Source organism: Brachybacterium epidermidis (genome assembly GCF_015209585.1).
In the GTDB taxonomy this organism is placed as follows: Bacteria; Actinomycetota; Actinomycetes; order Actinomycetales; family Dermabacteraceae; genus Brachybacterium; species Brachybacterium epidermidis.
In genome coordinates this window covers 55,203-78,767 of the sequence record NZ_JADEYR010000001.1, presented here as the reverse complement: position 1 = coordinate 78,767, position 23,565 = coordinate 55,203, and the positions used below count along the sequence as shown (strand labels likewise).

Annotated in this window: 13 protein-coding genes; 2 read left to right on the top strand and 11 right to left on the bottom strand. The window is 67.6% G+C overall.

Annotated features, from left to right (window positions below; all coding sequences use genetic code 11):
* Nucleotides 1–70 precede the first annotated feature (70 nt).
* On the top strand, nt 71–907 hold the full coding sequence (locus IOE58_RS00330; protein WP_193864428.1) for a YflT domain-containing protein: 837 nt from the start codon (nt 71–73) through the stop codon (nt 905–907).
* A 115-nt stretch (nt 908–1,022) separates the two neighbouring features.
* On the opposite strand, the gene tuf is transcribed toward IOE58_RS00330, so the two are convergent.
* The 9 genes from tuf to rplJ all read right to left on the bottom strand — a co-directional run bounded on the left by tuf (nt 1,023) and on the right by rplJ (nt 16,888).
* Nucleotides 1,023–2,210 carry an elongation factor Tu gene (tuf, locus tag IOE58_RS00325; RefSeq protein WP_193864427.1) on the bottom strand — a complete coding sequence of 396 codons (1,188 nt, stop codon included), beginning with the start codon at nt 2,208–2,210 and terminating at the stop codon, nt 1,023–1,025.
* 128 nt (nt 2,211–2,338) lie between these two features.
* Complete coding sequence (gene fusA, locus IOE58_RS00320) at nt 2,339–4,486, bottom strand: elongation factor G (RefSeq protein ID WP_193864426.1); 2,148 nt, start codon at nt 4,484–4,486, stop codon at nt 2,339–2,341.
* 96 nt (nt 4,487–4,582) lie between these two features.
* Complete coding sequence (gene rpsG, locus IOE58_RS00315; RefSeq protein ID WP_193864425.1) at nt 4,583–5,053, bottom strand: 30S ribosomal protein S7; 471 nt, start codon at nt 5,051–5,053, stop codon at nt 4,583–4,585.
* Nucleotides 5,053–5,427: a 30S ribosomal protein S12 gene (gene rpsL, locus IOE58_RS00310; RefSeq protein WP_193864424.1), complete on the bottom strand. Its 375-nt coding sequence runs from the start codon at nt 5,425–5,427 to the stop codon at nt 5,053–5,055. The genes rpsG and rpsL overlap by 1 nt, the downstream gene beginning before the upstream one ends.
* Nucleotides 5,428–5,914: 487 nt before the next feature.
* Nucleotides 5,915–7,171 (bottom strand): resuscitation-promoting factor, encoded by a 1,257-nt coding sequence (locus IOE58_RS14560; RefSeq protein ID WP_193864423.1) that lies wholly within the window; start codon nt 7,169–7,171, stop codon nt 5,915–5,917.
* 442 nt (nt 7,172–7,613) lie between these two features.
* Nucleotides 7,614–11,498 (bottom strand): DNA-directed RNA polymerase subunit beta', encoded by a 3,885-nt coding sequence (locus IOE58_RS00300; RefSeq protein ID WP_193864422.1) that lies wholly within the window; start codon nt 11,496–11,498, stop codon nt 7,614–7,616.
* Nucleotides 11,499–11,598: 100 nt separating this feature from the next.
* The gene (gene rpoB / locus IOE58_RS00295) at nt 11,599–15,087 is read right to left on the bottom strand and encodes a DNA-directed RNA polymerase subunit beta (RefSeq protein ID WP_193864421.1); all 3,489 of its coding nucleotides are present in this window, start codon (nt 15,085–15,087) and stop codon (nt 11,599–11,601) included.
* Between the two features lie 718 nt (nt 15,088–15,805).
* A complete protein-coding gene (gene rplL / locus IOE58_RS00290; RefSeq protein WP_193864420.1) occupies nt 15,806–16,195 on the bottom strand; it encodes a 50S ribosomal protein L7/L12 in 390 nt (129 codons plus the stop codon).
* Between the two features lie 177 nt (nt 16,196–16,372).
* A complete protein-coding gene (gene rplJ, locus IOE58_RS00285; protein ID WP_193864419.1) occupies nt 16,373–16,888 on the bottom strand; it encodes a 50S ribosomal protein L10 in 516 nt (171 codons plus the stop codon).
* Nucleotides 16,889–17,642: 754 nt separating this feature from the next.
* Here rplJ and adhE point away from each other — a divergent pair.
* Nucleotides 17,643–20,420 carry a bifunctional acetaldehyde-CoA/alcohol dehydrogenase gene (adhE, locus tag IOE58_RS00280; RefSeq protein ID WP_193864418.1) on the top strand — a complete coding sequence of 926 codons (2,778 nt, stop codon included), beginning with the start codon at nt 17,643–17,645 and terminating at the stop codon, nt 20,418–20,420.
* A gap of 168 nt (nt 20,421–20,588) precedes the next feature.
* Here the strand turns inward: adhE and IOE58_RS00275 are convergent, their stop codons facing one another.
* Together IOE58_RS00275 and IOE58_RS00270 are read right to left on the bottom strand one after the other, a co-directional pair.
* Nucleotides 20,589–22,829: an ABC transporter permease family protein gene (locus IOE58_RS00275; protein ID WP_228018421.1), complete on the bottom strand. Its 2,241-nt coding sequence runs from the start codon at nt 22,827–22,829 to the stop codon at nt 20,589–20,591.
* Nucleotides 22,826–23,497, bottom strand: coding sequence for an ABC transporter ATP-binding protein (locus IOE58_RS00270; RefSeq protein WP_193864416.1), 672 nt, complete (start codon nt 23,495–23,497; stop codon nt 22,826–22,828). Before IOE58_RS00270 ends, IOE58_RS00275 begins: the two co-directional genes overlap by 4 nt.
* Nucleotides 23,498–23,565 lie beyond the last annotated feature (68 nt).

Here is a 23,565-nt window from a genome sequence, read left to right as displayed (position 1 = left end):
CCGGCGCGGACCGCACGCGCTCCCAGCCTGCTCCACAGCTGCGAGCAGGTGGCCGGTCTAGCCTGTCGCCATGACACAGCCGAAGAACTCCCCACTGAACTCACAGCTGTTCCGCCTCGAGTACCCGCGGTCCCTGGGCACCTACGCCACCTATGCCGAAGTCCAGGCCGTCGTGGACACCCTGGCCGACAAGCAGTTCCCCGTCCAGCACACCCTGATCGTGGGCACCGACCTCAAGCTGATGGAGCGCGTCACGGGCCGACAGACCTGGGGACGGGTGATCCTGGGAGGCATCCTCAGCGGCGCGTGGATGGGCCTGTTCATCGGCATCCTGTTCGCACTGTTCGCGCCCCAGCCGCAGGTCACGGTGATCTCCTCGGTGCTGATCGGCATCGTGTTCTTCACCATCTGGTCCGTCATCGGCTACGCCGCCAGCGGAGGGAAGCGCGACTTCACCTCGATGACCTCCACCATTCCCATGCAGTACGAGCTGCTGGTGGAGCACCGCCACGCTGATGAGGCGCGCCGCCTGCTGGTGGAGGAGGGGGCCGCCCAGCCCTTCCCCCGACAGAGCGCAGCCCCTCTCCCCCACGCGGAGCTGCCCGGCCAGCCCCCCGAGGGCCAGTCCCACCAGGGCCAGTCCCACCAGGACGTGCTGCACCAGGACGCGCTGCACCAGGGCGGGCCGTCCGCTGACGGCTGGGGGCACACGCAGGCGCAGCCCGGCAGCGACCGGGGCCGACACGCGCAGGGGCGCTACGGGCAGCCCGCGGCGGACGCACCCGCCGACCCTGGGTCCGAGCGCAGCAGGCCCACGAATCGCCGCAGCTTCGGACAGCCCGCCCCGCAGGATCCGGTCGTGCCGGTGCACCCCGAGGACAAGACCCCCGGACAGCCGGAGCGCTGAGCTCCCCGCTGCCGCCCCCGAGCATGCGGCAAGGCCCCGGACCGTATCGGTCCGGGGCCTTCCTCATGCAGCGTCCGCTGGACGCATCACGGATGCGGGGCGCGCCCCGCAGCGATCACTTGGTGATCTTGGTGACGCGGCCGGAGCCCACGGTGCGGCCACCCTCACGGATGGCGAAGCCGAGGCCCTCCTCCATGGCGATCGGCTGGATCAGCTCGACCGACATCTCGGTGTTGTCGCCGGGCATCACCATGTCAGTGCCCTCGGGGAGGGTGATGACACCGGTGACGTCGGTGGTGCGGAAGTAGAACTGCGGGCGGTAGTTCGAGTAGAACGGGTTGTGACGGCCGCCCTCGTCCTTGGACAGGATGTAGACCTGCGCCTCGAAGTTGGTGTGGGGGGTGATCGAACCCGGCTTCACAACGACCTGGCCGCGCTCGACGTCCTCACGCTTGGTGCCACGCAGCAGCAGGCCGCAGTTCTCGCCGGCCCACGCCTCGTCCATCTGCTTGTGGAACATCTCGATACCGGTGACGGTGGTCTTCTGCGCCGGACGGATGCCGACGATCTCGACCTCCGAGTTGATGCCGAGCTTTCCACGGTCCACCTTGCCGGTGACCACGGTGCCGCGGCCCTGGATGGTGAAGACGTCCTCGATGGGCATGAGGAAGGGCTGGTCGAGGTCGCGGACCGGGTCCGGGATGGACTCGTCGACGGCGTCCATGAGCTCCTCGATGGACTTGACCCACTTCTCGTCGCCCTCGAGAGCCTTCAGCGCGGACACCTTGATGACGGGAGCGTCCTCGTCGAAGCCCTGGCCGCCCAGCATCTCGCGGACCTCCATCTCGACGAGCTCGAGGATCTCCTCGTCGTCGACCATGTCGGCCTTGTTCAGCGCGGCGAGCAGGTAGGGGACGCCGACCTGCTTGGCGAGCAGCACGTGCTCGCGGGTCTGGGCCATCGGGCCGTCGGTGGCGGCGACCACGAGGATCGCGCCGTCCATCTGAGCAGCGCCGGTGATCATGTTCTTCACGTAGTCGGCGTGGCCGGGGGCGTCGACGTGAGCGTAGTGACGCTTCTCGGTCTGGTACTCGATGTGCGACACGTTGATCGTGATGCCGCGCTGCTTCTCCTCGGGCGCGTTGTCGATCGTGTCGAAGTCGCGCTTCTCGTTCAGGTCCGGGAACTTGTCGTACAGGACCTTCGAGATGGCGGCACTCAGGGTGGTCTTGCCGTGGTCGACGTGACCGATGGTGCCGATGTTGACGTGCGGCTTGGTCCGCTCGAACTTGGCCTTCGCCATGGTGGTGTCCTCCTAGGACTTCTTATCTCTGGGTACTTCTGGATCGGGATCGGATTCCTGCCCCGGTGGCAGGCTCCGACGGAGAGGAGGGGAGCAGGAGAAAGATCCTACCCGCTCCCCCGGCTCCCTCACTCGCCCCGGGTCTTCGCGATGATCTCTTCCGAAATGCTGGAGGGGACCTCCGCGTAGCTGTGGAACTGCATCGTGTACATCGCACGGCCCTGGGTCTTGGACCGCAGGTCGCCGACGTACCCGAACATCTCCGACAGCGGGACGAGAGCGCGGACGATCTTGACCCCGCTCGCATCCTCCATCGACTGGATCTGACCTCGACGGGAGTTCAGATCGCCGATGACATCTCCCATGTACTCCTCGGGGGTGCGCACCTCGACGTCCATGAGGGGCTCCAGGAGCACGGGCTGGGCCTTGCGCAGGGCCTCCTTGGTCGCCATGGAGCCGGCGATCTTGAAGGCCATCTCCGAGGAGTCCACGTCGTGGTAGGCGCCGTCGATCAGCGAGGCCTTGACGTTGACCACCGGGTAGCCGGCGAGGATGCCCGACTGCAGGGCGTCCTGGATGCCGGCGTCGATGCTCGGGATGTACTCGCGCGGGATGCGACCGCCGGTGACGAGGTTCTCGAACTCGTAGAACACGCCCTCCTCGGCCTCGGTCAGCGGGGCGTAGGTGATCTGCACCTTGCCGAACTGGCCGGAGCCACCGGTCTGCTTCTTGTGCGTGTAGTCGAACTTGTCGACGGTGCGCTTGATGGTCTCGCGGTAGGCGACCTGCGGCTTGCCGATGTTCGCCTCGACCTTGAACTCGCGGCGCATGCGGTCCACGAGGATGTCGAGGTGCAGCTCGCCCATGCCCTTGATGACGGTCTGGCCGGTCTCCTCGTCCAGCTCGACCTGGAAGGTGGGATCCTCCTTGGCGAGCTTCTGGATCGCGACGCCGAGCTTCTCCTGGTCGCCCTTGGTCTTGGGCTCGATGGCCACCGAGATGACCGGCTCCGGGAAGCTCATGGACTCCAGCTGGATCGGCGCGGAGGGATCGCACAGGGTGTCACCCGTGGTGGTGTCCTTCAGGCCGATGAACGCGTAGATGTGGCCCGCGAAGGCCTCCTCCACCGGGTTCTCCTTGTTGGAGTGCATCTGGAACAGCTTGCCGACGCGCTCCTTCTTGCCGGTGGTCGCGTTGAGGATCTGATCGCCCTGCTTGACCTGGCCGGAGTAGACGCGCACGTAGGTGAGCGCACCGAAGAACGGATGCGAGGCCACCTTGAAGGCGAGCGCTGAGAACGGCTCGTTCCAATCGGGCTTGCGGGAGAGCTCCTTCTCCTCGTCCTTGACGTCGTGGCCCACCATCGCAGGCACGTCCAGGGGCGAGGGCAGGTAGTCGATCACGCCGTCGAGCACGGGCTGGACGCCCTTGTTCTTGAAGGCGGAGCCGCAGAAGACGGGGTACGCCTCAGAGCTCACGGTGAGCTGACGGATGCCTGCCTTCAGCTGCTCGACGGAGAGGTCGCCCTCCTCGAGGTAGGCCTCCATGAGCTCCTCGGAGCTCTCGGCGACGTCCTCGACCAGCTTGGCGCGGTACTCGTCGACCTTGTCCTGCAGCTCGGCCGGGATCGGGATCTCACGCTGCCACTGGCCCAGGGCCGGATCGCCCTTCTTGGCGCTGATGGCGGGCAGGTCCTCCTCGAGGGTCTCGGGCCACTCGTAGGCCTTCATCTCGACGAGATCGACCACACCGCGGAAGTCGTGCTCCGCGCCGATCGGGACCTGCATCACCAGCGGCTTCGCCTTGAGGCGATCCACGATGGTGCCGACGGTGAAGAAGAAGTCCGCACCGAGCTTGTCCATCTTGTTGACGAAGCAGATGCGCGGGACGTCGTACTTGTCGGCCTGACGCCACACCGTCTCGGACTGGGGCTCCACGCCCTCCTTGCCGTCGAACACCGCGACGGCACCGTCGAGCACGCGCAGCGAGCGCTCCACCTCGACGGTGAAGTCCACGTGGCCGGGCGTGTCGATGATGTTGATCTGGCTGCCGTGCCAGTAGCAGGTGGTCGCGGCGGAGGTGATGGTGATGCCGCGCTCCTTCTCCTGCTCCATCCAGTCCATGGTGCCCGCACCGTCGTGCGTCTCGCCCATCTTGTAGTTGACACCGGTGTAGAACAGGATCCGCTCGGTGGTAGTCGTCTTGCCGGCGTCGATGTGCGCCATGATGCCGATGTTGCGGACCTTCGTGAGGTCACTGAGCACTTCAAGTGCCACTGGCTTGTGCCTTTCTGGAGAACTGGGTCTGGTCGACAGATCCGGGAAGCCGGTGAGGGGAGTCGGGGCCCGCCGAGTGGGCGGGCCCCGACGGCCTCACCAGCGGTAGTGGGCGAAGGCGCGGTTGGACTCGGCCATCTTGTGGGTGTCCTCGCGGCGCTTCACGGACGCACCGAGACCGTTGGAGGCATCGAGGATCTCGTTCATGAGGCGTTCGGTCATGCTGTTCTCGCGACGGGCGCGGGAGTAGCCGACCAGCCAGCGCAGAGCGAGGGTGGTCGAGCGGCCGGGCTTGACCTCGATCGGCACCTGGTAGGTGGCACCGCCGACGCGGCGGGAGCGCACCTCGAGGCTGGGACGGATGTTGTCCAGCGCAGCCTTCAGGGTGACCACCGGGTCCTGGCCGTTCTTCTCACGGCAGCCCTCGAGAGCGCCGTAGACGATGCTCTCGGCGACGGTCTTCTTGCCGTCCAGGAGGATCTTGTTGATGAGCTGGGTGACCAGCGGCGAGTCGTAGACGGGGTCCACGACGAGCTGGCGCTTGGGAGCTGCTCCCTTACGAGGCATTACTTCTTCTCCTTCTTCGCGCCGTAGCGGGAACGGGCCTGCTGGCGACCCTTGACACCCTGGGTGTCGAGGGAGCCGCGCACGATCTTGTAGCGCACGCCGGGCAGGTCCTTCACACGGCCGCCGCGGACCAGCACGATCGAGTGCTCCTGGAGGTTGTGGCCCACACCCGGGATGTATGCGGTGACCTCGATGCCGGTGGACAGACGCACACGCGCGATCTTCCGCAGGGCCGAGTTCGGCTTCTTCGGGGTGGTGGTGTAGACGCGCGTGCAGACACCGCGGCGCTGGGGCGAGCCCTTGAGCGCCGGCGTCTTCGAGGCGGAGGACTTGTCCTTCCGTCCCTTGCGCACCAGCTGCTGAATAGTTGGCACAGATTCTCTGCCTGTTCGGCCACCGGAACTGTTGACTCCGGAGGATCGACATCTTCGACCGCTGCCTGCGTGGCGCCGCAGCGGACGGCGACCCGGTTCGCCGCCCCCATGCCCGGGAAGCGGTGGCGGACCGACCCGCCCGACCGGTATGGGACCGGCCGGTCGTCGGAGGACCGTGATCGATGCCCGCGCTGCGGGACCGGGCATGGCCGCCGCACCGATTTCGGGCACACCGCCAGGATCCGCTCCTCGCGGGGGACCCCCCTCGCTGCTCCCCGGAGGGGCGGCGGGTTCGTCCCAGCTCACGACCAGAGGGCACTCCGGACGCTCTGACAGTCTACGGAGGCCCGGCGGGCAGGGTCAAAGGGATGAGGAAGCTCCGACGCACATCACACCGGGCGGGACCAGCAGGGCTGCTCCACGACGCACCTCGGCCGCAGCACCGGCGCGAGCCGGCCTGCGGCCGAGGAGGATGAAGCGGAGTGGATCAGCGGATACCGAGCTTGCTGGTGCACGCCGGCCAGGCGCCCCAACCCTGACCGGCCTGGACCTTCTTGGCGATCGCGATCTGCTGGTCGCGAGTGGCCTGGTTGGCGTACGGGGCGTACTGGCCACCGCCGTAGGCGCGCCAGGTGCCCGCGGAGAACTGCAGGCCGCCGTAGTACCCGTTGCCGGTGTTGATCGACCAGTTGCCGCCGGACTCGCACTGGGCCAGTCGGTCCCACACGGAGCCCGAGGGCGCCGTGGGCGCGGGAGCCGAGGAGCGCTCGGAGCTGCGAGAGGACTCGGAGGAGCGGGAAGGCTCCTTCGTCTCGCTCTTCTTCTCGGTCTTCTTCTTCGTGGCCGGCTGTGCCTTCTCCTCCTGCACGGGGGCGGGCTCCGGTTCCGGCTCCGGCTCCGGCTCTGGCTCGGGCTTCGGCTTGGTGCCCACCAGGGTCACCTGCGCCACGGGCTCGGTCACGACCTTCTCGGTGACGACCTGCGACTCGGTGACCTCACCGTCGACCAGCTTCTCGGAGACGACCTTCTCCCGCGAGCCCTCCTTGCCGGCGACCTTCACCTTGGTGGTGCCCTCGAGGAGGGAGTCGTCCTTCTCGGTCTTCTTCTCGAAGGGGATGGTCTCGGTCTCGGTGCGCTCGGTCTGGCGCACGCGCTGCACGGTGATGGTGGCACCGTCCTCGAGGATCGAGTCGCGGTCCACGGACGCGGTGTCGGTGTCCTCGATGTCGCGGAGCACCGTGCGCATCGCCTCGTCGACGGTGAGAGCGGCGACCTCGAAGGTGTCCTGGCCGTACTGGCCCACGAAGGTGACGGTCTTGAGGGTGACCACCTCGACGTCGTTGCCGTCGGCGACCAGCTCCGTGCCGGGCTCCGGGGTGATGCGGGCGCCCTCGGTCTCGAGCTCGAGCTCCTCCAGCGCGTCGGAGACGGTGGTGCCGGTGGTGAGCAGTTCCTGGGGCTCGCCGTCCACGGTCACGGTGACGGGGGTGCGCTCGATGATCTGGATCTGGGTGCCATCGGTGACCTGCTCATCGAGTCCCGGGATCACCAGGTCGGTGTCCTTGACCTCGATGCCCTGGTCCGCGAGGACCTCGGCCACGGTGGGGCTGAAGGTGCGCACGTGGGACTCCTCCCCGTACGCATCCACCGTCACCACGTTCGACATCGCGTACGCGGTGCCACCGCCGCCGACGCCGATGACGCAGGCCGTCGCGGCCGCGATGATCCACGGGGTCTTCTTCACTGTTCCACCTGCTTCTCGCCGCCGCCAGGCGGTCCGTCGTTCCCTGGGTCCGTGGGCCCCGGAGGGGGCCGGGCGGGAATCGGCGCGATCGCGTGCTCGACTCCAAGGAGCCGAGGTGCTGCGGGGGAAGAACGCGCGGAGTGCCGCCGTCCTCCATGCTTCCGCGCGCGGCGGGGCCTCGTGAAGGGTCCCGGCCAGACCTTGGCCAGGGACCGGAGGGATCTTTACCCGCTCGTGAACATGCACGCGCCCCAGGTCACGCTGAGGAACGCACGGCGTGGCGGTCCTCACGGGCACGGACCGTCGAGCGGCCCTGTGACAGACGGGCAGCAGGGGCGGCCCCACCCGGAGGTGGGACCGCCCCTGCTGATCTGGCCGACCGCATCCGCTCCCCCGCTCTTACCGGCAGTGACCGGTGGAGGCGGAGGGGGATCTCAGCGGGTCAGCGGAAGTCCGTGCGGAACGGATCGGCGTAGTCGATGTCGTCCAGGTTCACCGAGCCGGTCTGGCCGAAGCCGGAGAAGTCCAGCTCGTCGTACCCGGGCACCTGGTACATCTGCGCCTTGGCCTCGTCCGTGGGCTCCACCGCGATGCGGCGGAACCGCGGCAGGCCGGTCCCAGCGGGGATCAGCTTGCCGATGATCACGTTCTCCTTGAGCCCCATGAGCTGATCGCTCTTGCGGTTCAGGGCGGCCTCGGTGAGCACGCGGGTGGTCTCCTGGAAGGAGGCCGCCGACAGCCACGAGTCCGTCGCCAGCGACGCCTTGGTGATGCCCATCAGCTCCGGGCGACCGGAGGCGGGCTGACCGCCCTCGGCGAGCACCCGACGGTTCTCGGTCTCGAAGGCCACGCGCTCGGCGAAGTCACCGGGCAGCAGGTCGGTGTCACCGGACTCGATGATCGTCACGCGGCGCAGCATCTGCCGCACGATGACCTCGATGTGCTTGGCGTGGATGTCCACGCCCTGCGAGATGTACACCTTCTGGACCTCGTCCACCAGGTGCTGCTGCACGGCGCGGGGGCCGAGGATGCGCAGCACCTGCTTCGGGTCCACCGAGCCCACGGTGAGCTGGTGGCCCACCTCGACGTGGTCGCCGTCGGAGACCCGCAGGGTCACGCGCTTGGACACGTTGTAGGTGATCGGATCGGTGCCGTCGTCGGGGGTGACGGTGATACGACGCTGCTTGTCGTTCTCCTCCACCTCGACGCGGCCCGCGGACTCGGTGATCGGCGCGAAGCCGGCCGGGGTGCGGGCCTCGAACAGCTCCTGCACACGCGGCAGGCCGTGCGTGATGTCGCCGTCGGCGCTGGCCACACCACCGGTGTGGAAGGTACGCATGGTCAGCTGGGTGCCGGGCTCGCCGATCGACTGGGCGGCGACGATGCCCACGGCCTCGCCGATGTCCACCAGGTGGCCGGTGGCCAGGGAGCGGCCGTAGCAGGCGGCGCAGGTGCCGACGGCGGAGTCACAGGTGAGCACGGAGCGGATCTTGACCTCGCGCACTCCCCCGGCGACCAGCTTCTCGATGAGCACATCGCCCACCTCGTCGCCGGCCGCGGCCAGCTCCTGGCCGTCCTCACCGGTGACAGCGGAGGCGAGCACACGCCCGTACACGGTGGTCTCCACGTTCTCGTGGGCCACCAGCGCACCGGCCTCCTCCACCGCGATCGGCAGCACCAGGCCCTTGGCGGTGCCGCAGTCGGCCTCGCGGACGATGACGTCCTGGGAGACGTCCACCAGACGACGGGTCAGGTAGCCGGACTGGGCGGTCTTCAGAGCGGTGTCCGCCAGGCCCTTGCGGGAGCCGTGCGAGGCGATGAAGTACTCCAGGACCGACAGTCCCTCCTTGTAGTTGGAGAGGATCGGACGCGGGATGATCTCGCCCTTGGGGTTGTTCACCAGGCCGCGCATACCGGCGATCTGGCGGATCTGCATCCAGTTGCCTCGGGCACCGGAGTGCACCATCCGGTAGATGGTGTTGGTCTCCTCGAAGTTCTCGCGCATCGCGTTGTCGACCTCATTGGTCGCCTCGGTCCAGATGTCGATCAGCTCCATGTTGCGCTCGGCCTCGGAGACCAGGCCCAGGTCACGGTTCTCCTGCACCTGCGCGGCCTTGGCCTCGTACTTCTGCACGATCTCGGCCTTGTTCGGCGGGACCACCACGTCGGAGAACGCGAAGGACACACCGGAACGGGTGGACCAGGAGAAGCCGTAGGCCTTCAGGGCGTCCAGGGACGCGGAGACCTGCACCTTCTCGTAGCGCTCGGCCAGGGCGTTGACGATCGAGCCCAGGCGCTTCTTGCCCACCTGGCCCTCGACGTACGGGAAGCCCTCCGGCAGCGTCTCGTTGAAGAACACGGTGCCCAGGGTGGTGGTGAGGGTGATCGGGTCGCCCTCGCTCCAGCCCTCGGGGGCCTCCCATCCGGTGGGCGGCACGATGTCGGTGAAGCGGATGGTCACCGGCGCGTTCAGGTCCAGCTCGCCCGCATCGAAGGCCATGATGGCCTCCGCCTCGGAGGAGAAGGAGCGGCCCGCGCCGGGGACGTCCTCGCGCACCGTGGTCAGGTGATACAGGCCGATCACCATGTCCTGTGCGGGCATGGTGACGGGGCGACCGTCGGAGGGCTTGAGGATGTTGTTGCTCGAGAGCATCAGGATGCGGGCCTCGGCCTGCGCCTCGGCGCTCAGCGGCAGGTGCACGGCCATCTGGTCGCCGTCGAAATCGGCGTTGAAGGCGGCGCACACCAGCGGGTGCAGGTGGATGGCCTTGCCCTCCACCAGCTGCGGCTCGAAGGCCTGGATGCCCAGGCGGTGCAGGGTGGGTGCACGGTTCAGCAGCACCGGGTGCTCGGTGATGACCTCCTCGAGCACGTCCCACACCTCGGGGCGGGCACGCTCGACCATGCGCTTGGCGGCCTTCACGTTCTGGGCGTGGGACAGCTCCACCAGGCGCTTCATCACGAACGGCTTGAACAGCTCCAGCGCCATGCCCTTGGGCAGGCCGCACTGGTGCAGCTCCAGCTGCGGGCCGTTCACGATCACGGAACGACCGGAGTAGTCAACGCGCTTGCCCAGCAGGTTCTGGCGGAAGCGGCCCTGCTTGCCCTTGAGCATGTCCGAGAGGGACTTCAGGGGGCGGTTGCCCGGACCGGTGACCGGTCGACCGCGGCGGCCGTTGTCGAACAGCGAATCCACCGACTCCTGCAGCATGCGCTTCTCGTTGTTCACGATGATCTCGGGGGCACCGAGATCCAGCAGCCGCTTGAGGCGGTTGTTGCGGTTGATCACGCGACGGTACAGATCGTTGAGGTCCGAGGTCGCGAAGCGGCCGCCGTCCAGCTGCACCATGGGGCGCAGGTCCGGCGGGATCACCGGCACGCAGTCCAGCACCATGCCGTCGGGCGAGTTGGTGGTGGTGCGGAAGGCGGAGACCACCTTGAGGCGCTTGAGGGCGCGGGCCTTCTTCTGGCCCTTGCCGTTGGCGATGATCTCGCGCAGGGACGCGGCCTCGGAGTCGAGGTCGAAGTCCTGCAGGCGCTTCTGGATCGCCTCGGCGCCCATGCCGCCCTCGAAGTAGGTGCCGTAGCGCAGCTTCATGGCGCGGTACAGCTGCTCGTCGCCCTCGAGATCGGCCACCTTGAGGGACTTGAAGCGCTCCCACACGTTGGTGACGCGAGCGATCTCGGCGTCGTACTTCTTGCGGATCTGGGCCTGCTCGCGCTCGGCGGAGTCGCGAACCTTGCGCTTCGCGTCGGCCTTGGCGCCCTCCTCCTCGAGCTGGGCGAGGTCCTTCTCGGCGGTGACGGCGCGGTCGTTGACCGCGCTGTCGCGCTCGTTCTCCAGCTCCTTGATCTCCAGGTCGTGGCGGGCCTGGAGGTCGGGCAGGTCCTCGTGGCGGGCGTCCTCGTCCACGGCGGTGATCATGTACGCGGCGAAGTAGATGACCTTCTCGAGGTCCTTCGGCGCGAGGTCCAGCAGGTAGCCCAGACGGCTGGGCACGCCCTTGAAGTACCAGATGTGGGTGACGGGGGCGGCGAGCTCCACGTGGCCCATGCGCTCACGGCGCACGGAGGACTTGGTGACCTCCACGCCGCATCGCTCGCAGACGATGCCCTTGAAGCGCACGCGCTTGTACTTGCCGCAGTAGCACTCCCAGTCCCGGGTGGGACCGAAGATGCGCTCGCAGAACAGGCCCTCCATCTCGGGCTTCAGGGTGCGGTAGTTGATGGTCTCGGGCTTCTTGACCTCGCCGTGCGACCAGGCGCGGATGTCATCGGCGGTCGCGAGGCCGATGCGCAGCTCGTCGAAGGTGTTGACGTCGAGCACAGGTGTCCTTCTCTCGAATCGTAAGTCAGGCGGTCTGAGTGATCAGGGTCGAGGGGCGGGCCGGCGGCCACGCGGGGCGTGGACCGTCGGGCCCTGTCTCTCAGACCTCTTCGATGGAGCCGACGCCCTCGTGGGGCCGGCGGGACAGGTCGATGCCGAGCTCCTCGGCGGCGCGGAAGACCTCCTCGTCGCTCTCCCGCACCTCCTGGGCGGTGCCGTCGGAGGAGAGGACCTCGACGTTCAGGCACAGCGACTGCATCTCCTTGAGCAGCACCCGGAAGGACTCCGGGATGCCGGGCTCGGGGATGTTCTCGCCCTTGACGATCGCCTCGTAGACCTTCACGCGGCCGGAGATGTCGTCGGACTTGATGGTCAGCAGCTCCTGCAGGGCGTAGGCGGCGCCGTAGGCCTCCAGGGCCCACACCTCCATCTCGCCGAAGCGCTGGCCGCCGAACTGGGCCTTTCCGCCCAGGGGCTGCTGCGTGATCATCGAGTACGGGCCGGTGGAGCGGGCGTGCAGCTTGTCGTCCACCAGGTGGTGGAGCTTCAGGATGTACATGTAGCCCACGGAGATCGGGTCGGGGAACGGCTCACCGGAGCGACCGTCGAACAGGCGCGCCTTGCCGTTCTCCTTGACCATCCGCTCGCCGTCCCGGTTGGGGCGGTGGTTGGCGATCAGGCCCTCGAGCTCATCGGCGGAGAGGCCGTCGAACACGGGCACCGCCACCGGGGTGCCGGGCTCGCCGTGCAGGGCCGTCTCGGGCAGGTCGTCCACCGCGGCGGAGCCCTTCTCGAGGTCCCAGCCGTTCTTCGCCACCCAGCCCAGGTGGGTCTCCATCACCTGGCCGATGTTCATGCGCCCGGGCACGCCCATCGGGTTGAGGATGATGTCCACCGGGGTGCCGTCCTCGAGGAACGGCATGTCCTCGACCGGCAGGATCTTGGCGATGACGCCCTTGTTGCCGTGGCGGCCGGCGAGCTTGTCGCCGTCGGTGATCTTGCGCTTCTGAGCCACGTACACGCGGACCATCTCGTTGACACCGGTGGGGAGGATGTCGCCGTCCTCCTCGTCGGTGAACACGCGCACACCGATGACGGTGCCGGACTCGCCGTGGGGCACGCGCAGAGAGGTGTCGCGCACCTCGCGAGCCTTCTCGCCGAAGATGGCGCGCAGCAGGCGCTCCTCCGGGGTCAGCTCGGTCTCACCCTTCGGGGTCACCTTGCCGACCAGGATGTCGCCCGGCTCCACCTCGGCGCCGATGCGGATGATGCCACGCTCGTCGAGATCGGCCAGGACGTCGTCACCCACGTTGGGGATGTCCCGGGTGATCTCCTCCTTGCCCAGCTTGGTGTCGCGGGCGTCGACCTCGTGCTCCTCGATGTGGATCGAGGTGAGGACGTCGTCCTGGACCATCCGGGAGGACAGGATGATGCCGTCCTCGTAGTTGTGGCCCTCCCACGACATGAACGCCACCAGCAGGTTCTTGCCCAGCGACAGCTCGCCCTGATCGGTGGAGGGGCCGTCGGCCAGGATCGAACCGGCCTCGACGCGGTCGCCCTCGTCGAACAGCACGCGCTGGTTGTAGCAGTTGCCGGCGTTGGAGCGCTGGAACTTGCCGATGGGGTAGGTCTGACGGGTGCCGTCATCGGCCATCACGGAGACCAGGTCCGCGCTGAGCTCCTCGATGACGCCGCCCTTCTCGGCCACCACCACGTCGCCCGCGTCCACCGCGGCACGACGCTCCATGCCGGTGCCGACCAGCGGCATCTCCGGGCGCAACAGCGGCACGGCCTGGCGCTGCATGTTCGACCCCATCAGCGCACGGTTGGCGTCGTCGTGCTCGAGGAAGGGGATCATCGCGGTCGCGACCGACACCATCTGGCGGGCCGAGACGTCCATGTAGTCGACGTCCGTGGCGTCCACCAGGTCCGGCTCGCCGCCGGCCAGGCGCACCAGCACCTGCTCCTCGGCGAAGCGGCCGTCGTCGGTGAGCTTGGCGTTGGCCTGGGCGATGACGTGGCGATCCTCGTCGTCGGCGGTCAGGTACACGATCTCGTCGGTGACCTGGCCATCGGTGACCTTCCGGTACGGAGTCTCGACGAAGCCGAAGGGGTTGATGCGGGCGAAGGTCGCCAGCGAGCCGATCAGGCCGATGTTCGGCCCCTCAGGGGTCTCGATCGGGCACATGCGGCCGTAGTGCGAGGGGTGCACGTCGCGCACCTCCATGCCCGCACGGTCGCGGGACAGACCGCCCGGGCCCAGCGCCGAGAGACGACGCTTGTGGGTCAGGCCCGACAGCGGGTTGTTCTGGTCCATGAACTGCGAGAGCTGCGAAGTCCCGAAGAACTCCTTGATCGCCGCCGTCACCGGGCGGATGTTGATCAGGGTCAGCGGGGTGATCGCCTCGACGTCCTGCGTGGTCATGCGCTCGCGGACCACGCGCTCCATGCGGGACAGGCCCGTGCGCACCTGGTTCTGGATCAGTTCGCCGACCGCGCGGATGCGACGGTTGCCGAAGTGGTCGATGTCGTCGGTCTCCACGCGCACGGTGTGGCCGTCGGCGCTGGTGTACTCGGTGAGGCCCTCGTGCAGGGCGACGATGTACTTGATCGTGGCCACGACGTCCTGCAGGCGCAGGCTGGACTCGGACAGCGAGCCGTCCACGCCGAGCTTCTTGCCGATCTTGTACCGGCCCACCTTGGCCAGGTCGTAGCGCTTGGGGTTGAAGTAGAGGTTGTTCAGCATGGCCTCGCCCGCATCGCGCGTGGGCGGCTCGCCCGGACGCTGCTTGCGGTAGATGTCCATGAGGGCCTCGTCGGTCGAGGAGATGCGGTCCTTCTCCAGGGTGGAGCGCATGGACTCGAACTCGCCGAACTCCTCGAGGATGTCGCTGTGGGACATGCCGAGGGCCTGCAGCAGGGTGGTCACCGACTGCTTGCGCTTGCGGTCGATGCGCACGCCGACCTGGTCGCGCTTGTCGACCTCGAACTCCAGCCAGGCGCCGCGCGAGGGGATGATCTTCGCGGAGAAGATGCGCTTGTCGCTGGTCTTGTCGATCGTCTCCTCGAAGTACACCCCCGGGGAGCGCACCAGCTGCGAGACGACCACGCGCTCGGTGCCGTTGATGATGAAGGTGCCCTTGTCGGTCATGAGCGGGAACTCGCCCATGAAGACCGTCTGGGTCTTGATCTCGCCGGTCTCGTTGTTCATGAACTCGGCGATCACGTACAGCGGAGCGGCGTAGGTGAGGTCCTTCTCCTTGCACTCCTCGACGCTGTACTTCGGGTCGTCGAAGGTGTGGTCCCGGAAGGACAGCGACATGTTGCCGGCGAAGTCCTCGATCGGGGAGATCTCCTCGAGGATGTCGGCCAGACCGGAGGTCTGCGGGACGTCCTCGCGCCCAGCGGCGGCGGCCTCAGCGGCACGCTCCTGCCAGCGCTCATTGCCCAGCAGCCAGTCGAAGGACGTGGTCTGCAGGCTCAGGAGATCCGGAACGTCGATCGGATCGCCGAGCTTGGCGAAGGTGACGCGCGGCGAGGCGGTGCGACGGGAGATGTCGGTGGTGATATCGGTGCTCGAGGCAGCCAAGGGGGGTCCTTCCAGGCCGATGACGGAATCCCAGGCGCGGCGAACACCCCGTGAGGTGAAGAGACTTGCCGATGGCCGGCGTGATGCCGAGATGACAGAGCCGTGATGACAGAACGGGGCGAGGCACAGCGCAAAATCCGAGCATACACAGAGTCGCGGATGGACACAAGGGTCGCTTCGCGACGGGTCCATCCGCGTCGGCCGCCATATGCCTGGCGCGGAAAGGCGAGGCCTCCTGCCCGTCTTTCTCGACGTGGCTGCCGGTGCGCACGCGTTCCCGTGCGGTGACGGGAGGGGCTCCGGTGCCGTGGGCGGCAGGAACAGCTTCGTACGTCACACAGGATGCTGACTATTCGCCCGCGAGTCAAGCAGCGGGCCGCGTGTCGGTGGTGAAGGCCAGAGCACATGGCGGCCAACCCCCGCGCCCGACCCGCACCGAGGGCCCCTCCGGACGGATCCAGAGGAGCCCTCGGCATCGCCCCGTGCTGTGCGGATCAGCGCCTGCGCAGCCCCACCATCAGGGCACCGCCGCCCAGCAGGGTCAGCGCGGCAGCGGCCATGCCCCAGGCCTCGACTCCGGAGGCGTTCTTCGCATTTCTCTGCGTCACGAAACGATCACGGACGCTACCACTGGGCGGGAACGGCGGAAGGGCCGCCCCGCAGCTGCGGGACGGCCCTTGCGTCTGTGATGCGCGTGCTCGCCGGGGCGAGCACCGGATCACTTGAGGGTGATGGTGGCGCCGGCGCCCTCGAGCTTCTCCTTGGCGGCCTCGGCGTCCTCCTTCTTGACGCCCTCGAGGACGGGCTTGGGGGCACCGTCGACGAGGTCCTTGGCCTCCTTCAGGCCGAGGGAGGTCAGGGCGCGCACCTCCTTGATGACGGCGATCTTGGCCGAGCCGGCGGACTCGAGAATGACGTCGAACTCGTCCTTCTCCTCCTCGGCGGCGGCCTCGCCACCGGCGGCGGCGCCACCAGCGGCGGCGACGGCCACGGGGGCGGCGGCGGTGACGTCGAAGACCTCCTCGAACTGCTTCACGAACTCAGAGAGCTCGATGAGGGACATCTCCTTGAAAGCTTCGATGAGCTCGTCGGTGCTGAGCTTCGCCATGATGGCGTTCCTTCCTGTCGGTGGGACCTGGTCCCTGGGTTCCGGTGCATCCGCGTGGGGCGGGTGCGTGGTACTTCAGCGGCGCTGGTGCGCCAGGTCATGCGGCCGGTTCGCCCCATCGGGCGGCCGACGGTCCAGCGCGATCGCGCTGGGCGGGTGCGGGAGCTGAGCCTGGGCTCAGGCCTCCTGCTTGACCCGCAGCGCGTCCACGGTGCGCACTGCCTTGGACAGCGGCGCATTGAACACGGCGGCGGCCTTGGACATCGACGCCTTCATGGCACCGGCGGCCTTGGCCAGCAGGACCTCGCGGGACTCGAGGTCCGCGAGCTGCTGCACATCGGCCACCGAGAGCAGGTTGCCCTCGAAGTAGCCGGACTTGATGACGAGCTGTTCGTGCTCCTTGGCGAAGTCACGCAGAGCCTTGGCGGGCTCCACCGGCTCACCCTTGATGAAGGCGATGGCGGTGGGGCCGCTGAGCTGACCCTCGAAGACGTCGATGCCGGCCTCGCGGGCGGCGATCTCGGTCAGCGTGTTCTTCACCACGGCGTACGTCGTCTCGGAGCCCAGAGCACGACGCAGCTGCTTGAGCTGGTCCACGCTGAGCCCGCGGTACTCGGTGACGACGGCGGCGTCGGAGCTGCGGAACAGCTCCGTGATCTCCGCGACGGCGTCGACCTTCTCGGGGTTCGCCATGGCCCTCCTTCCAGAGGTCTCGCGCCGCCGGGTGAAGGTCTCCGCGCACGAGAAAGGCCTCGACACGCAGGTGTCGAGGCCCCGGGCCGCACAGCACGTGCTCGGTGCCCCCATGGGAGCACCGGGCACGACCGAGCGACGGTCGTCCTGATTCACCTGCGCAGGCCATCCCGTGCGGGATTTCTTCGGTCCCCCTCAGGTGAGGGCGACGACCGGCGGTCTTCGGTACCGGTAACTGTACCCGCTCCCGAGGCTGTCCCGCCACGGGGCGACGGGCGGAGTGGGTCACACGACCGGCTGAAGCCGGTGATCTGACCCACACCCGATGTTGTCAGTTCGACGCTAAGGGACCCACGTCCCGGTGGGCATTGCCGGAGGGGCGAGTGTCGGGGGCATCCTCGCCCCGGGACCTCGCCCACCTCATCTGGTCGTTCTTCCGCCAGCATTCATCAGACCATCGAACCTGCAGGCGAGGGCGGGACCAAGGACTCTGCTCGCCTCAGCGCACCCTTCCGCCACGACGAGCCGGGCGCCCCCTTCCCCGCCACGGCCCCACGGCAGCAGGAGCTCCCCGCGCCCCTTCAAAAAGCATTCTGACCTGCGCTTTCACCCAGTGTGGCGCTGTTGACGAAGTGAGGGTGGCAATCGACCGGGCATCCCTCTAGCGTGATCGGTGACGGACCACACGGGCCGTCGGCTCCCCCGCTCGCGGGGCCGAGCAGCCGAGACCAGAGGCAAGGACAGAACCGAGATCATGACCGGCAAAGCCGACAGCGCGACCACCTCTACCCGCAGCTCCACCGCGGCCGCCATCGACACCCTCGCCGAGCGCGCCTCCGAGGCCCTGGCCGCCTTCGACTCCTTCAAGCAGAAGGAGATCACCGCGATCGTCCATGCGATGGCCCTGGCGGGCGTGGATCAGCACATGCCGCTGGCCAAGCTGGCCGTCGAGGAGACCGGCCGCGGCCTCTTCGAGGACAAGTGCGTCAAGAACATCTTCGCCACCGAGTACATCTGGAACTCGATCAAGTACGACCGCACGGTGGGGATCATCGCCGAGGACAAGCAGAAGGGGATCATCGAGATCGCCGAGCCGGTCGGCGTGGTCGCGGGCGTCACTCCCGTCACCAACCCCACCTCCACCGTCATGTTCAAGTGCCTGATCTCGATCATGACCCGGAACCCGATCGTGTTCGCCTTCCACCCCAGCGCGCAGAAGTGCTCGGCCGCAGCCGCCCAGGTGATGCTGGACGCGGCCGTCGAGGCCGGCGCACCCGCCCACTGCATCCAGTGGATCGAGCAGCCCTCGCTGGAGGCCACCGATGCCCTGCTGAACCACCCGACGGTGGCACTCACCCTGGCCACCGGCGGTTCCGGCATGGTCAAGGCCGCCTACTCCACCGGTAAGCCGGCGCTCGGCGTGGGCCCGGGCAACGTCCCGGTGTACATCGAGCGGACCGCGAAGGTGTCCCGCGCCGTCAACGACCTGCTGATCTCCAAGACCTTCGACAACGGCATGATCTGCGCCTCCGAGCAGGCCATCATCGTCGACGAGGAGATCGCGGAGCAGGTGCTGGAGGAGTTCCAGGCCTTCGGCGCCCACGTGGTCACCGAGGCCGAGCGCGCCAAGCTCGAGGACTTCATGGTGACCGAGAAGGGCGGGATCGCCGCCTCCGTGGTCGGTCAGAGCGCCGAGGACATCGCCCGAGGCGCGGGCATCGAGGTGCCCGCCGGCACCAAGCTGCTGATCGCGCCCATCGAGGGCGTCGGCGAGGAGCACCCCCTCTCCCGCGAGAAGCTCTGCCCGGTGCTGGCCATGCTCACGGTGCCCGGCAAGAAGGAGGGCTTCGACCTGGCCCAGCAGATGCTGGAGTTCGGTGGGCTGGGGCACACCGCGGTCATCCACACCTCCGACGCCGCCATCGAGCGCGAGTACGGACTGCGGATGAAGGCCTGCCGCATCATCGTCAACGCCCCCAGTGCCCTGGGCGGCATCGGGGACGTCTACAACGGTCTGCTGCCCTCGCTGACCTTGGGCTGCGGCTCCTACGGCCACAACTCTGTCTCCCGCAATGTCAGCGCGGTGGACCTCATCAACGTCAAGCGGATCGCGGAACGGCGGAACAACATGCAGTGGTTCAAGGTGCCCCCGAAGACCTACTTCGAGCGGTACTCCGTGCAGTACCTCCAGAAAATGCCGGAGATCAAGCGGGTCTTCATCGTCACCGACCCGGGCATGGTCCAGTTCGGCTATGTGGACGTGCTGATCGACCACCTCAAGCAGCGCCGCGAGGAGGTCGCCTGGACGATCTTCTCGGACGTGGAGCCCAACCCCACCTCCACCACCGTGTTCAAGGGCGCCCAGTGGATGCGGGACTTCGAGCCGGACTGCATCATCGCCCTCGGCGGGGGCCCCGCGATGGACGCGGCCAAGGGCATGTGGCTGTTCTACGAGCACCCCGAGGCCAGCTACTTCGGCATGAAGCAGAAGTTCATGGACATCCGCAAGCGCACCTACCGCTTCCCGAAGCTGGGCCAGAAGGCGGAGTTCGTGGCCATCCCCACCACCTCCGGCACCGGCTCGGAGTGCACCCCGTTCGCGGTGATCACCGATGCGGAGACGCACGTGAAGTACCCGCTGGCGGACTACGCGCTCACTCCGACCGTGGCGATCGTGGACGCCCAGTTCGTGGACACCGTGCCGAGGCGCACCGCAGCCGACTCCGGCCTGGACGCGCTCACCCACGCGATCGAGTCGTACGTGTCGACCATGGCCAGCGACTACACTCGCGGCCTCTCGATCCGGGCGGCACAGCTCATCTTCGAGAACATGCGGGCCGCCGTGCTGGAGAACGACATGGAGGCCAAGGAGAAGATGCACAACGCCTCGGCGATGGCCGGCATGGCCTTCGCCAACGCGTTCCTGGGCATCGTGCACTCCCTGTCGCACAAGTGCGGGGCGGAGTTCGAGATCGCCCACGGCCGCACCAACGCGATCTTCCTGCCTCACGTGATCCGGTACAACGCCACCAAGCCGTTCAAGCACGCGATCTTCCCGAAGTACGAGAACTACCGGGCCGACAAGGACCTCGCGGACTTCGCACGCTTCATGGGCTTCCCGGCCGCCACCACGGAGGAGGGCGTGCAGTCGCTGATCGACGAGGTGACCCGCCTGGCCGAGGATCTCGGCGTCGAGCTGAGCCTCAAGGCCAACGGCGCCACCCAGGAGCACCTGGACCGGGTGATCGACGAGCTCGCCTACCGGGCCTTCGAGGACCAGTGCACCCCGGCCAACCCCAAGGAGCCCCTGGTGATCGAGCTCAAGGAGCTGATCCAGGACGCCTTCGAGGGCGAGGTCGGGTACACCAAGCGCACCGGCGGCGAGGTGAAGGAGCCCTCCACCACCGCCTCGGCCGTGGCGATCGGCGAGAAGGCCCCGGCGGCCGATGCGACCGACAACGACGCGGACGACACCGCGGAGTTCGTCGACTCCGTGGATCCCGAGCGCGAGCGCGAGCAGGGCAAGGCGTGAGTCGCTGAGCGGCTGAGCAGCTGAGAGGAGGGCCCTGCACCGGTGATCGGTGCGGGGCCCTTCGCTGAGTGCGGTCAGCCGCGCACAGCGGCTTGACCTCTCGTCCATGATCTAGATGATGCGGGTCGGGACATTGCCGTCTCCTGGGCGGAGTGCCACCGGGATGGCTCACGCAGACGACGCACCGGGCCGCCATCGACGCAGGGCTCGGTGCTGCGCGAGGGCCGCGATTGCGGCCATGACCAGTGCCGCCAGCACCGGCAGCACCGAGGTGGCCAGGAAGTATCCCGGCGGGAGGAATCCGTTGAACGGTGGAAGTGTGTAGGGGAACGTCGTGGCGAAGGCGGTGACACCGCCGGTGACGATGGCGGCCAGCAACGGGATCAGGACTCGACCGACTGCGACCCCGAGGGAGAGCCCCGGCCCGGGTGCCCACATGCTCAGCACCCCGAGCCGATCCGATGCTCCATCGGAGTCCCCGAGCACGACGCCGGAGATCGCCAGCGCCAGTAGCACTGTTGCCACTACTGCGATCAACGGGTGCCAGCGGTAGAAGCTGTCGTAGCCGGTCCAGTAGCCCAGCAGCCACTCTTCGCCGATGTTCGACAGCTCGGGGCGGGGCAGCACCTGCTGGGACAGTTCAATCGCGATCTCCTCGCGGGGAAGATCCTCGCCGTCCAGTGAGACGGCATAGATTGCGGGCGCTTCCCCATCGGGGGAGATATCCCAGGCGCTGCCCACAGCGATCTGCACCTCGTCGATGCCACCGAGCATCCAGCGTCCTCTGTCGTCATCCACCCGATCCGACGTCTCCAGCGGACCATCGGTGCACGGCAGGCCGAGCGCTCTCAGCGCATCGCAGGATCCGGTGACCGTTGCGCGGACCGGGTCGCTCGGGGAGTTCCCGTATTGGGTCATCACGGCGATGACATCACCGTTGCCCGAGAGCGCATCATCCACGAGCTGCGGCGCCTCATCACCGCTGCGGGAGGTGTCCAGTACCAGCAGGGAGTCCCCGAAGCGGTCTCGCAGGGCGGCGGCCTCCCTGAATGCCGAGGTGGTCATGGTGCCGAGCGTCATGAGGTGGGCCACGAGGATGATGACCAGGGCCATGCCGGCACTGAGGCGTCGCACCGCTCCCGGATCGGCCATCATGAGGCGTCCTGCGACCAGGGCGCTCACGCTGCCGTATCGCTGTCCCCACGCGGCGAGGGCACGTGCTGCGAGCGAGGTGATGATGCCGATGAACCCGGGAAGGCAGATGGCAACCGCTGCTATGCCGCCGTAGGTGACGAACAGCCGCAGGGCGCTGAGCTCCCATCGACCAGTGTTCAGCCACGCGATGATCATCGCCACGGCAGCAAGCGGAAGCGGAAGCATCTGCCTGAGCTTGTCCGGACGCTGGGAGGACCGAGGGCGGGTGCCACGGTGCCGTCGGAGCTGGTTCAGCCCGAGCAGCATTGCAGCGGCAATGCTCGCGCCGAGGAGGACAGCGCCGATCACCCACAGCAGATGGGCCCGCAGATCCGCCGATTGGATCGTGTAGCGGCCGATCGGGATGTAGAGATCAAAGACCATCAGAGCAGTGATGACTGCCCCCGCGCTCGTGATGCCTGCCGTGAAGGGAACCGCGAAGACACCGAGGAGGAAGGCGAGATCCTCCCTGCGCCCCGCGCCGAGGATGTGCAGCATCTGCCGCCGCTGGTCGCGTCGCGCGGATGCGGTGCGTGATGCGATGGCCATGAACAACAGGGCGGGGGCGATGACGCCGAGCGTAAAACCGATGGTGATGTTCCAGATGCCCCGTTGGCGCGCGGGGCCGCCGGTCAGCCCTTCGCTGGTCAGCTCAACGGGGGAAGGCATTCCGAACGATGAAACGGAGTAACCGAAGGTCTGCTGCTCGGTTGCAGCGCTGGGTCGGACATATGCGATGCGCTCTTGGGGTGAGACGAGACCGTCTCCCTGTACCTGCTGCTGGGACAAGACTCCATAGCGCTCGGCGATGATTGCACCATCAGGATGAGCGGCAAGTGCTGGTGACAGCACGACGGTCCCGGGCTCCGGCCAGGCCTCCAGCCCGGGAGGGAGGGGAGTGGATTCCTCGGGGACGACGATGATGACGTCGACCCATCGGTCCTCGACCGCGTCAGCGACGATGCGCCACCGTGCTCCCTCTGCCGTGGCGTCCTCACCGGAGAACCAGCCATCTGCGATACGGCTGTGGTCGGTCTCGAGCCGCTCCTGAAACGTCGCGCAGATGATCCCGAGGAACCCTGTGGACAGCACCATCGCAGCCGTGGCCAGCGCGATCATCGCCGAGGCGATACGCCGCTCGAAGTGTGTGGCGTCCCCCCGCCACCCAAGGCGAAACATCGTGGCCGCCTGAGGGGTGCTTCGGCCGATGCTCATGCAACCGCCTCCCACCGCGAGGACTCTCCTGGAACCGCCACAACGCGATACGAGGAATCGGCACGAGCCGCGAGGTCCGGATCGTGCGTCACCATGAGAACAGAGCTGCCCCACCGCTCGGGTATCGACAGCACGAGGTCACCGACCATGTCCCGGAACTCGGCATCGAGAGAACCGGTCGGCTCATCGGCGAGGACGAGCTGAGGCTTCGTGATGAGTGCCCTGGCCACGGCGACGCGCTGCCGCTCACCACCGGAAAGATCTCGTGTGAGGATCCCGGTGGCCTGCACGTCGAGATCACTCAGGAGCTGCGCTGCACTTTGACGGGCATCGTGGCGGCTCTGCCCCGCGAGCAGCGCCGCAACCTCGACGTTCTCCGACGGCTCGAGCTCATCGATGAGCTCACCGTGCTGGAAGACCATGGACACGGTGTGCCGGAGAAAATCTCGCCGCGCCGCCGAGCGCATTCTGATCACCGACTCGCCGTTGACAGTAATGTCCCCCGAGGACGGTGTCACCATGCCGAGGATCGCAGCGAGCAGAGAGGATTTTCCGCTTCCAGAACGGCCCTGCACGGCTGCCGACGCACCTGCTGGAAGCGTGAAATCAACACCGGAGAGGACTGTGCGTCGGCCGTAGGCGATGACGAGCTGATGAACCTCGAGCATGGGCGAAGAGACTTTCGTGAAGGAAGTACGTAGTGGGGAAGCGCCCGCCTCGGCCATGTGGCGCTGCC